Consider the following 11,952-nt stretch of genomic DNA (forward strand, 5'->3'; position numbering starts at 1 on the left):
AAAAAACACCGTCCAGCTGGACGGTGTTTTTGTTCAGGCCTCTGGCTCCTCATCGCGCTTCAGCCAGTCACCACTCATAATGCGCTGGCGTCCTGCCACTGAGCGTTGATAGACATAAAGCCATGCACTGCCAAACGGCGTCTGAGTCAGATAACGTTTGTACTCTCCCCCTTTGGTGCGAAGCGCATCCAGCTCCGCAAGGGTTGAGGCATCAATGCGGTACACTTCACACTGTACCGCTCCATTGCCCTCTATGACGCCGGGATAATGCCCCAGACTGTAAAGCTCAAAGCCTCCAATCTGGTGATCACCCAGCCACTGCGCATTCGTCATCCAGTGACTGTTTCCCTGTTTGCGCCGTAAACTGCCGTAGACAATTATTCGCATTGCTAAAACTCAAACTGATAGAGCAAATCGAGAGCCTGATCCACACCGGATACGGCTTCCAGATAGAGTTTGGGCATCAGGCGGTAACGCAAGGTTAATGTCGCCAGTGAATCAAATATGCCAACACCGTATTTTACCTGCAGACCCGGTAGTACATAGCCACTGACCTGCACCTGCTGGCTGTCACCAACACCCGCAGTATCAACGGCCAGATTACTGACACCGAATGTCTCCCCGATTTTACCCACAACCTGCCCACTTTGTGCAACCCCTAAGCCAACAAGAGCCGAAGTAAGGGCGTTACTGTCGCCGTCACTGCCCAGTCCCTGACCGCGCAGCAGGTAGGAAAGCGCTTCCTGCTGCGACATCGTCGGATCGGAGAAGACCTCCGCTTTCGGCTCATCGGCAAGGCCGGTGACGCGCAGACCGGCGGTAACGTCATCTTCGGTGGCATCCGGGTTACGGATAGCTTCCAGATTGACGTAAGGCTGATCCGGCGGACCGGCAAACTGCAGCTCGCCTTTACGGACGATCAGATCCTGACCATAAGCGTGGAAGCGACCGGACGGAATGTTGATCTGGCCATTCAGACCGAGCCCTGTCTTATCCTGTACCAGTTTAAGATCGCCATTCAGTTTCGCTTTCAGGCCAAATGCCGAGAGCCGCACATCGTTACCGACGTGGATCACCAGATTGCTGTTAATCGGGATCGCGGCGGTTTGCGGTGCAATTGGCTTCAGCTGTTCATCCAGCATCACTTCATCCGACGAGACGCCAGTGGCGCTTTCCGGTACTTCCTGCACCGTGATGCGCGCCCACGGAATGTCGACCCGGCCATCAAGGTTAAAGGCGGCTGGTGTCGCTTCAAACACCAGATCCGGCGAGACATCCATACGCACCATCGGCGGCACGGTTACGCGAACCCGGCTGCCCTGCGCCGCAATGCGCGCACGCCAGTTATCAAGCTGGCTCCAGTCCGCGTTACCGCTAAGGTTGATGTTGCCCTGCCCGGTCTGCACCAGCCCGTTCAGGGTCGAGCTCATTCCGTTGAACACCAGATTCAGGTTAGCAGCAGTAAGATCGACAGGCATAAAGTTGCCATCCACATCGACACCCGTCAGACCAAGCTGACCAAACACCTGTGGCTGCTGGATGCTGCCACCCAGACGCAGGCTGCTGTTCAGGCTGCCTTTGATCTTCTCACCCTGCATCAGAGCCGGATTAAGCATCGCCAGCGAGACATTGCGGATGTTAACGTTGCCGCCCAGCGTACGGCGGTTTTGCGGATCGTCGATCTGCACATTGCCATCCAGCTGCCCGTTATTGGCGATGCGGATCAGCCAGTCGAGCTGGGCGCGTCCGTTACGCAGCGCGGCATTGAGGTTCAGCGTATCAAAGGCGATCGGCAGGTTATTGCCCTGCACATCCTGCACCACTTTCACGCCGTTGCCTTTCAGCGCCACGGTGCCGGTCGGCAGCGCGCCGTCGGCCGTCCAGTTGACGCGCACATCACCGCTGAACAGGCCGCTGAGCTGGGTCGCATCCGGCATAAACGGCTTCACCATCGCCAGGTCAAAGCGATTCAGCACGACATGCGCCTTGCCTGCCGGCCCGGCTTCTACCGGCTCTGGTACACAAATCTGTGCATTCGGGTTCTGCCAGCAGTGCGGCCCGATGGTCGCCGTCTGGCGGCTGTTGAGATAGTCGATGGCCATGGCGCGGGTCAGACGCCACTCGCCGACAGGCGTATCAAAATGGGTATTGTTCAGCGAGCCTCTCCAGCGTTCGGTCTGGCGATCAAAGCTGCCGTTCAGCGCCAGCTGGCCTGAGACCGGCTTGCCCTGCACATTCAGCTTCAGCTGATGCTGACGTTCGTTGCCGTCCGCATTCAGCGTCAGCAGGCTGATGTTCAGCGCATCCTGCTTCAGTTGCTCGACGCGCAGTTGCAGTTTACCCGCCACCTGTTCGCCGGAACGCACGTCGCCATTCAGCATAATGCGATTAATCTGCATCTGCTGCCAGCGAAGACCACGACCGTTGAGATCGGCCAGCAGCTGCGGCGCCTTCAGGGTACCACGCGCTTTGAGGGTGCCGTTGATGACACCGCCCAGACCAGGCAGCGCATTGTCGAGCTGTGGCGCATTGATGCTGGCATCAAGATCCAGACTGTCGCCCAGCGCCCCTTTGACATCCAGATGGTTGCGTCCCAGCGCCAGCTTAATGCCCGGCACCGTCCACTGGTTATAGCTGTTACCGGTCAGTGAGCCGTCAGCCGTCACGGCGTTCTGCTTCACGTTTCCTTTCAGCTGAAGCTGCGGCACACTCAGCTGCCAGCTGCCGCCATAAAGGCTGCCGCGGGTGGTGATTTTTCCATCCAGCCGCGCCGGCCAGTCAGGATACTGTTTCGCGGTGTTGATCCCGGCCAGCGTCAGCTCACTGCGCCAGCTGATCGCCTTGCTCCAGTCCACCAGCGCGGTGAGGTCAATGTTGCCCTGCAATGCAGCCACGCGCAGGCGATCCAGGCTGAACTGCTCAACATTGCCTTTACCCGTCAGCGAGATATTGGCTGGAGGTACGGACTCGCCCTTCACGGCAGTTTGCAGTGACATCACATAGTCGGTGGCTTTACCTTTGAACTGATAGTCCAGGTTATCCGCCTGGTACTGTACCGGGCCGGTTAACGGCCAGCGCAGCTGCGGACTGGTCAGCTGCAGCGACAGCGGCAATCCCGCCACGGACAGTTGAGTCGTCGCATCCAGCTGTGCTTTCACCGGACCGGAAAGATTCAGTCCCAGCCTCAGCTCGTCGCGCATTGCACCATTCAGTTTCAGCGCCAGCTTTTCGCCTTTGATCGGGTCGGTGTTAACCGTGCCGTTCAGGGTGAAATCGACCGGCCAGTTATCCGCCAGCGTCGCCTGTCCGCTGCCGTTGAGGTTGCCAAGATTCGAGTCCACCTCCAGCGTCGTCAGTTGCATCTGACGATCGGCGGTTTTAGCTTTCAGCAGCAACCGGCTGACGGAGATATCGGTGTCGCCGGTAATGCGCAGCTGTTCACCCAGAATCTGCTGCACCTCAATATCCAGCGGCAGACGGAAATCGGGCAGCGCAGGCAGTAGCGGTTGGGCAAACATCGCCTGCAGCGTTTCACCCAGCGGTTTCTCCGCAGGATGAGGCTGCTGAACTTTCGGCTCCACCACCTCTTCATTCACGACTTTCGCCGCTTTTGGCAGCGCAATCAGCAGGCTTTGAATATGGGTCGGATTCAGCGTCAGCGCGCGATCCTGCCATTGCAGGCCGGTGGTGAAATCGAGCAGCGAGATCGCCGTGTCATCCACTTTGACATTGATGTTGTGCAGGCCAAGGTGACGCAGCGTAATCGGGTACGGCGTACTGAGGTTGGTGTTGCCACTCTCCTCTTCCGGCGCAGGTGCAGCAGGTGTCATCTTCTTGCTGTCAACGACCACGCTGATATCACGCAGGGAGACATCGTTAACGCATACGGAGGAGTGCAGCAGGCAGTTGAGATCCACCGCCAGATGGATTTGCCCGGCATCGACGCTGACGCCCGGCATTTCGTAGCGCAGACCGTTGAGCGTCAGGTTACGCCAGCCGCCCTCGACCTGTCTGATGGACAGGCCGGGCACCCAGCGCGATGCCCCCTTCAGCACTAAATGCAGCCCCGGCGTGGTACCGATTAAAAATGCCACGCCGCCCAACAGCAGTACCAGAAAGATCAGAATACCGATCAGGACCTTTTTCCACAGCTTCATAGTTCTGGCCCCAGTCCTACGTAAAATTGTAACCCATGTGCCTCGTCATCCCCGATGGGTCTGGCGATATCAAATTTGATGGGGCCAACCGGCGAAGACCAGCGCACGCCGACACCCGCACCGGTTTTAATATTGCTCTGCTTGATGTCGTTAACGGCTTCACCCGAGTCAACGAACACCGCACCCCACCACTTTCCGGTGACGTTGTACTGATATTCCAGCGATCCGGTGGCGAGTTTGGATGCACCGGTGAGTTTGCCGTCGTCATCACGTGGTGAAATATTTTTGTATTTGTAGCCGCGAATACTGCGATCGCCCCCGGCAAAGAAGCGCAGATCCGGCGGCACTTTGTCAAAGTCGTTGGTTTCGATCCAGCCAAGATTGCCGCGCGCCACAAAGCGATGGCTGTCGCCCAGCGTGCGGATCCAGACGTTCTGCGCCTGCAGGATCAGGAAGTCAACGTCCGAACCCCAGGTCGTATCAGAGACATCCACCGAGTAGCGCTGTGAATCGCCCCACGTCGGCATCAGACCGCCACGCGAACGGGTGCGGTTTACGCTGACGCCGGGATAGAGCAGCATCGTGGTGTTGGTCACGCTGCCCTGCGTAAAGTGGTCCAGGCTCCAGCGCAGGTTAACTGCCTTCTGCCAGCCGCTGCTGCTGTCCCAGTTGCGCGACATCGCCAGCGTCGTGGTATCGGCTTTCGTGTCGTTGAGATCGGTGCGCTTCAGGCCGCCAGAAAAGGTGTAGTACTGCTCCAGTGGGCTTTTCAGCAGCGGCACTTTGTAGCTGAGATCGACCTGCTGTTCCGGCGCAGAAACGTAGGCGCTGGCCGTCAGGCTGTGCCCGCTGTCGTTGATCCACGGTTTTTTCCAGGTGCCTTTCAGGCGCGGACCGACATCTGTGGAGTAACCGACACCGGTTTCAATGGTGTTTTCGGTGCGGGGCGACATCACGGCATTCAGCGGCAGGACTTTGGTCTGACGTCCCTTGCTGAATTCCGGCGCGACCACCACCGAATTAAACCAGCCGGTGGCGGAGAGACGCCGATTCAGTTCGGCTAAATCGCGTGAGCTGTAGTAATCCCCCTCTTTGAACGGCACCAGGTTCTGCAGGTACTCTTCGCGAATCTGTGAACCCTGGAACGTGACGTCGCCAAAGCGATAGCGGTCGCCGCTGTCGTAGTCAATATCCCAGAAGGCTTCACGCCGCTCCACCGAGACGCCGAGCTGGCTTTTTTTAAAGGTGCCGTCGAAATAGCCGTTACGCAGCGCAAGATTCGAGAAACCGCTTTTGAATCGGTCATACTGGCCGTGGTTAAGCTGCGTGCCCACTTTGGGTCGTCCCTGCTTCACCCAGGCTTTATAATCGGCGTCGTTCCGCGCATCGCCTTCGACCACGATAGTGCTGCCGCCGATTTTTACTGGTTCGCCTGGGGTGACATGGGCCACTAATACCGGACGGCCGCCCTGCGCAGGCGCGGGGCGGGATTCAAAATCGATGGTGGGCTCATAATAACCGAGTGCGCGCAGCCCCTCTTTTATCGCAACAGAAACACGCGCGCGAAAACGACCATCGTTAGAGACTTCATCGCTGCCGATGGTCGACAGGCGCGCCCTGACATTTTTCTGAAGATCCCCGGTTAAGCCGTCTACCTGTAATCGCACTGTCGCCGCCTCAAGGGCGGGCGCGGCAAGCAGCAGGCCAGCCATGCAATAAACATAAAATCGTGGCACCTGTACTCCTGTTAATCATGCCGGCCCCTTTTCCACGGGGCACTTATTAATCATCTTTGCCCGCACTACCGCAACGGCAACACCCTCATCATAGCCGCACTTTATGGTAAACGGCGGCGCAACGCTGACATCTCAGTCAAATAACAGGGTATTGTCGGTAAATGGGGATCGCGATACAACTGCTGAAGGGTGGAATGATCAATTCCGGATGACTCACTCAGATAAATCCGAGTCGATAACCGGCCCCTCTGGACGCTGATGCGGTCTGATGCGGCGGTTTGCCCTCTGGCGGCACAATGAGCGCTCCTGCTATAATCTGCCACCACAGGCATTCCGCCTGTTTTCATTTCTGCCCCGACATCTTTTTTCCTGTCGAACAGGCGCAGACATTTTTGGCACGGATAGCTGTGTTTCACGGATAAACCAACCCTGTTTGCGCTTACCCACGCTGCCCAGGCCAAAAATGACAAGTGGATAACCCTTTGGATCTCATATGTTAGATAGCTTACTTGTCATTCTGTTGCTGATCGTAATCAGTGCCTTTTTTTCTCTGTCAGAGATATCACTGGCGGCCGCCCGTAAGATCAAACTGAAACTGCTGGCCGATGAAGGCAATGTTAATGCGCAGCGTGTGCTTAAAATGCAGGAAACGCCGGGCATGTTCTTCACCGTGGTACAGATTGGCCTTAACGCCGTTGCCATCCTGGGCGGTATTGTCGGCGACGCCGCTTTCTCACCGGTTTTCAGTGGCCTGTTTAACCGCTTTGTCTCGCCGGAACTGGCAGAGCAGCTCAGCTTTATCTGCTCCTTCACCATCGTCACCAGCCTCTTTATCCTGTTCGCCGACTTAACGCCGAAGCGGGTTGGCATGGTCGCACCGGAGACCATCGCGCTGCGCATCATCAACCCGATGCGTTTCTGCCTGCTGGTGATGCGTCCGCTGGTGTTTCTGTTTAACGGCCTGGCCAACGTCTTCTTCCGTATTTTCAAACTGCCGATGGTGCGTAAAGATGACATCACCTCTGACGACATCTATGCCGTCGTTGAAGCGGGTGCGCTGGCGGGCGTGCTGCGTAAGCAGGAACATGAGCTGATTGAAAACGTGTTTGAGCTGGAATCGCGTACTGTTCCCTCCTCAATGACCTCACGTGAGAATATCGTCTGGTTTGATCTGCATGAAGATGAGACCAGCCTCAAGACCAAAATCGCTGAACATCCACATTCTAAGTTTCTGGTCTGCAGCGGTGATATCGATCATATCGTCGGTTATGTCGACTCTAAAGAGCTATTGCTGCGTGTGCTGGGCAATCAGAGTATGGCGCTGAACAGTGGCCTGCAGATTCGCTCTGCGCTGATTGTGCCGGACACGCTGACCCTCTCCGAAGCGCTGGAAAGTTTTAAAACCGCTGGCGAAGATTTTGCGGTGATCATGAACGAGTATGCGCTGGTCGTGGGCATCATTACTCTGAATGACGTGATGACCACGCTGATGGGTGACCTGGTGGGCCAGGGCATGGAAGAGCAGATTGTGGCACGTGATGAAAATTCATGGCTGGTTGAGGGCGGTACACCGATTGATGACGTAATGCGCGTGCTGGACATTGATGATTTCCCGCAGTCAGGCAACTACGAAACCATCGGCGGCTTTATGATGTATATGCTGCGTAAGATTCCGAAGCGTACTGATTTTGTGAAGTTTGCTGGCTACAAATTCGAGGTAGTGGATATTGATAGCTATCGCATCGACCAGCTGCTGGTTACCCGCATCGACGAACGACCGCCAGTGCTGAGCATGACGAAAAGCGAAGAAGAGTAGAATGACTGAAGGCCAGGTTCAGACTGTGAAATAAAATAGTCTGACGGGCCAGACATTAAGGGCGCCATCGGCGCCCTTGATTTTAGTTGAACTCAAGCTTGAGACGAACGACCTGGCGGTTAATTTCTGACATCACGCTCAGATGCTGTTTGTCTTTGACGCGCGGGATCAAGACTTTCCCTTTATCGAACTCGAACGCGCCAACGTCCTTGATATACAACCTTCCTTTGAACAGCGTTTTTACATGTTTCGCTATTTGTAGCGGATTATAGCGCTGGAAGATCTTCATACTGACTAACTCCTGTACATTTTTAAAGCACGCTTCGCCGTTTCCAAATTTGGTTCCAGCCCATGAAGCGCGAATTCGCGATAACTATAGAACACTAAAATCGACTGGTGTTCCGAAAAGTGAATTTTTTTACTGAATTGACACATCATTACAGAACACTTTGTTATCAGGGTCATACAAGACAGTATAAACCTTCATTGGTTAAGGAATTGTGGTATCCATAACAAACCTGACACCTTTCCATGACAGGCGCATCATCCCTGCCTACTATTGCAGTAAAATGACCGAGTGGTCCGATCACTTAAGGAAATAGTAATGCGAAACATTCTGACCGCGGTGGCGTTGTCTTTGCTGATACCAGCAAGCGTGATGGCCCATGACCTCAGGCTGGGATCACGAGTCCCGGCCATTGGCGTCAACGATAAAGGCGAACTGTTATTACAGCAGGAGAAGTTTAGCTATGAAAACTGGAATAGCGCGCAGCTCAGTGGAAAAGTTCGCGTGGTCCAGCATATTGCTGGCCGCTCTTCCGCTAAAGAGATGAATGCGGCTCTGATAGAGGCGATCAAAGCTGCGAAGCTGCCGCACGATCGCTATCAGACCACTACTATCGTGAATACCGATGACGCCATTCCAGGTACCGGCATGTTTGTGCGCAGCAGCGTCGAGACAAACAAGCAGCAGTATCCGTGGTCGCAGTTTGTCATCGACAGCAAGGGCAATGTGCAGCATGCCTGGCAGTTACAGTCAGGCGGTTCCGCCATTGTAGTGCTGGATAAACAGGGCAAAGTGAGATTTGTGAAGGATGGATCGCTGACGCAGGATGAAGTGACAAATGTGATGGCGCTGCTGGCCTCACTGCTGAAGGCATAATCGCTGAGATCCGGGCGGTCTGAGAGCGACCACCGGGATTTCATCAGCCTGCAAATTCAGACAGCATTAAAACAGGGAGACGCGGAAGCCAGGATTAAGGAAGGATTCGCGCGGCGCGTAGTCCAGGGTTTTACCCTGCCAGTCATGCACATGGGCGCCAGCGGCCATCGCCACAGCATGACCTGCGCCAGTGTCCCAGATGTTGGTTGGCCCGAAACGGGGATAGAGCTGAGCTTTTCCTTCCGCCACCAGGCAGAATTTCAGAGAAGAGCCGGTGGCGACGGTCTGATGTTCACCCAGCTGTTTCAGGTACTCTTTCATCTCGGCATCATCGCCATGTGAGCGGCTCACCACTACCAGCGGAGGACGTGCGTCACGGGCATGAATCTGTTCACGCTGACCGCCCTCCTCTTTCCACGCTTTACCGTCTGCAGCGGCGTACATTACGTCCAGCACCGGTGCATAAACCACGCCCATCACCGGCTTGCCCGCTTCGATTAGCGCAATATTGACGGTAAATTCGCCGTTGCGTTTGATGAACTCTTTGGTGCCATCCAGCGGATCGACCAGCCAGTAACGCTGCCAGTGCTGACGCACCTCCCAGGCAGGAGGATCTTCTTCTGACAGCACCGGGATCTCAGGCGATAACTGCTTCAGGCCCTTCATAATAACGTTGTGCGCCGCGATATCCGCAGCGGTCACCGGTGAATCGTCCGATTTGTGAGAAACGTCAAGCGGCGCGGCACCGTTATAGACCTGCATAATCGCGTCGCCCGCTTCGCGTGCCAGTTGGCAGATTTGCTCTAGCATTTTTCACCTCGTTGTGTCTGTCTGCTGCGGAATAGGTTCACCCCAGCTAGTGACATTTTAGCAGTTCAGCATGCCGTGCTCATGTGCAGGCAGGCTGACCCATCAATTCATAGATATATCAATATCATAGTTATCCGACAATCGCCACGCCTGCGCTGCGCCGCTGTCGTATGAGAATCCGACGCTGGCGGATGCGCCAAAACGTTATATCCATCACGATTTAAAATGACTATCTGTCATGCTTTTACATTATTTTGAGAGCCTCAATTTAATTTGCAGCAGGAGCAGGTATGTTTAAGCCCGGAATGATGTTACTGGCCCTGAGCGTTTCCGTCGCCACCCAGGCCGCAACGGTAGATTTGCGGATACTGGAAACCACCGATCTGCACAGCAACATGATGGATTTCGACTATTACAAAGACACGTCAACCGCGAAGTTTGGGCTGGTGCGAACCGCTACGCTGATTCACGCTGCGCGCCAGGAGGTGAAGAACAGTCTGCTGGTCGATAACGGTGACATCATCCAGGGCAGCCCGCTCGGTGACTATATGGCGGCCAAGGGATTACGTGAGGGCGAGATTCATCCGGTCTATAAGGCGCTCAATACGCTGAATTACAGCGTCGGCAACCTCGGTAATCATGAGTTTAATTATGGCCTGCCCTACCTGAAAAAAGCGCTGGCAGGCGCCCGCTTTCCGTATGTGAATGCCAACGTCATTGACGTGAAGAGCGGCAAGCCGCTGTTTACGCCTTACCTCATCAAATCCACCGCGGTGGTTGATCGCGAGGGCAAAAAGCAGACCCTGAAGATTGGCTATATCGGCTTTGTGCCGCCGCAGATCATGGTGTGGGACAAAGCGAATCTGCAGGGCAAGGTGCGGGTCGATGACATCACCGAAACGGCACGCCGTTATGTGCCTGAGATGCGCGTACAGGGTGCCGATCTGATTATCGCTATCCCCCACTCCGGTCTGAGCAGCGAGCCGTATCACACGATGGCGGAGAACTCGGTTTACTATCTCAGCCAGGTGGAAGGCATCAACGCCATCCTGTTTGGTCATGCACATGCGGTTTTCCCCAGTGAGGAATTTGCCGCCATTAAGGGTGCGGACATCGCTAACGGCACGCTGAACGGCATTCCGGCGGTGATGCCAGGCATGTGGGGCGATCACCTGGGCGTGGTCGATCTGGTGCTGAGCAATGAAGATGGACACTGGCAGGTAAGCAGCGGCAAAGCGCAGGCGCGGCCGATTTATGACATCGCCACGAAAAAATCGCTGGCGGCGGAAGATCCGGCGCTGGTGAAAGTGCTCGCTGGCGATCACCGCGCGACGCGGGAGTTTGTGGCGAAGCCCATCGGCAAATCCGCCGATGTGATGTACAGCTATCTGTCGCTGGTGCAGGACGACCCGACAGTGCAGATCGTCAATAATGCGCAGCGCGCCTATGTAGAGCACTTTATTCAGGGCGATCCGGATCTGGGCCGTCTGCCGGTGCTCTCTGCTGCTGCGCCGTTTAAAGCGGGCGGACGTAAAAACGACCCATCGAGCTACACCGAAGTGGAGAAAGGCGCGCTGACCTTCCGTAACGCCGCCGACCTTTATCTCTATCCCAATACGCTGGTGGTGATGAAAGTCACGGGCGCACAGGTCAAAGAGTGGCTGGAGTGTTCGGCGGGCCAGTTTAACCAGATCGATCCGCACAGCAGCAAAACGCAGTCGCTGATCAACTGGGATTTCCGCACCTATAACTTCGATGTGATTGACGGGGTAAATTACCAGATCGATGTGACCCAGCCCGCGCGCTACGATGCGAAGTGCAAACTGATCCACCCGGATGCTTCACGTATCCGCCAGCTTAGCTGGCAGGGTAAGCCCATCGATCCGCAGGCTACTTTCCTGGTCGCGACCAATAACTATCGCGCTTACGGCGGCAAGTTTGCTGGCACCGGGGATAAGTACATTGCCTTTGCTTCGCCGGACGAGAACCGGGCAGTGGTTGCGGCTTATATCAGCGCGGAAACCAAAGCACACGGTGAAGTGCAGCCGAAGGCGGATAATAACTGGCGTCTGGCACCGATTACCTCATCCACCTCGCTCGATATTCAGTTTGAAACGGCGCCAGGTGATAAGGCGACCGGCTTTATTCAGCAGCATGCGCAATATCCGCTTCAGCCCAAAGGGACAGATGCGATTGGTTTTGCGCTGTGGCAGGTGAATTTACAGCAGAAATAAGGCGGGAGAAAACGCTGCAACCGGGTTGGTTGCAGCG

At 55.6% G+C, this 11,952-nt stretch carries 8 protein-coding genes; 3 read left to right on the forward strand and 5 right to left on the reverse strand.

What is annotated here, in order from left to right; all coding sequences use genetic code 11:
• Nucleotides 1-33: 33 nt before the first annotated feature.
• From QSK07_RS09380 to tamA, 3 genes are read right to left on the reverse strand one after another with little or no spacing between them, the layout of a single operon-like run.
• Nucleotides 34-387, reverse strand: a complete 354-nt coding sequence (locus tag QSK07_RS09380; protein ID WP_275221586.1) for a gamma-glutamylcyclotransferase family protein — start codon at nucleotides 385-387, stop codon at nucleotides 34-36.
• Nucleotides 388-389: 2 nt separating this feature from the next.
• Complete coding sequence (gene tamB, locus QSK07_RS09385) at nucleotides 390-4,157, reverse strand: autotransporter assembly complex protein TamB (protein WP_285721449.1); 3,768 nt, start codon at nucleotides 4,155-4,157, stop codon at nucleotides 390-392.
• Nucleotides 4,154-5,869, reverse strand: a complete 1,716-nt coding sequence (gene tamA, locus QSK07_RS09390) for an autotransporter assembly complex protein TamA (protein ID WP_275221652.1) — start codon at nucleotides 5,867-5,869, stop codon at nucleotides 4,154-4,156. Before tamA ends, tamB begins: the two co-directional genes overlap by 4 nt.
• Before the next feature lie 517 nt (nucleotides 5,870-6,386).
• On the opposite strand from tamA, the gene paeA reads away from it, so the two are divergent.
• Entirely contained in the window at nucleotides 6,387-7,709 is a 1,323-nt protein-coding gene (gene paeA, locus QSK07_RS09395) for a polyamine export protein PaeA (RefSeq protein ID WP_013359164.1), read from the forward strand.
• An 82-nt stretch (nucleotides 7,710-7,791) separates the two neighbouring features.
• Here the strand turns inward: paeA and QSK07_RS09400 are convergent, their stop codons facing one another.
• Entirely contained in the window at nucleotides 7,792-7,998 is a 207-nt protein-coding gene (locus QSK07_RS09400; protein WP_098052289.1) for a DUF1107 domain-containing protein, read from the reverse strand.
• Nucleotides 7,999-8,313: 315 nt separating this feature from the next.
• On the opposite strand from QSK07_RS09400, the gene QSK07_RS09405 reads away from it, so the two are divergent.
• Nucleotides 8,314-8,871 carry a YtfJ family protein gene (locus QSK07_RS09405; RefSeq protein WP_098052288.1) on the forward strand — a complete coding sequence of 186 codons (558 nt, stop codon included), beginning with the start codon at nucleotides 8,314-8,316 and terminating at the stop codon, nucleotides 8,869-8,871.
• Between the two features lie 66 nt (nucleotides 8,872-8,937).
• Here QSK07_RS09405 and cysQ read toward each other — a convergent pair whose 3' ends face one another.
• On the reverse strand, nucleotides 8,938-9,681 hold the full coding sequence (cysQ, locus tag QSK07_RS09410) for a 3'(2'),5'-bisphosphate nucleotidase CysQ (RefSeq protein WP_275221589.1): 744 nt from the start codon (nucleotides 9,679-9,681) through the stop codon (nucleotides 8,938-8,940).
• Between the two features lie 290 nt (nucleotides 9,682-9,971).
• Here cysQ and QSK07_RS09415 point away from each other — a divergent pair, with 290 nt between their 5' ends.
• The gene (locus tag QSK07_RS09415) at nucleotides 9,972-11,915 is read left to right on the forward strand and encodes a bifunctional 2',3'-cyclic-nucleotide 2'-phosphodiesterase/3'-nucleotidase (protein ID WP_285721450.1); all 1,944 of its coding nucleotides are present in this window, start codon (nucleotides 9,972-9,974) and stop codon (nucleotides 11,913-11,915) included.
• Nucleotides 11,916-11,952 lie beyond the last annotated feature (37 nt).

This window comes from Pantoea sp. QMID4, from assembly GCF_030270445.1.
Taxonomy (GTDB): domain Bacteria; phylum Pseudomonadota; class Gammaproteobacteria; order Enterobacterales; family Enterobacteriaceae; genus Pantoea; species Pantoea vagans.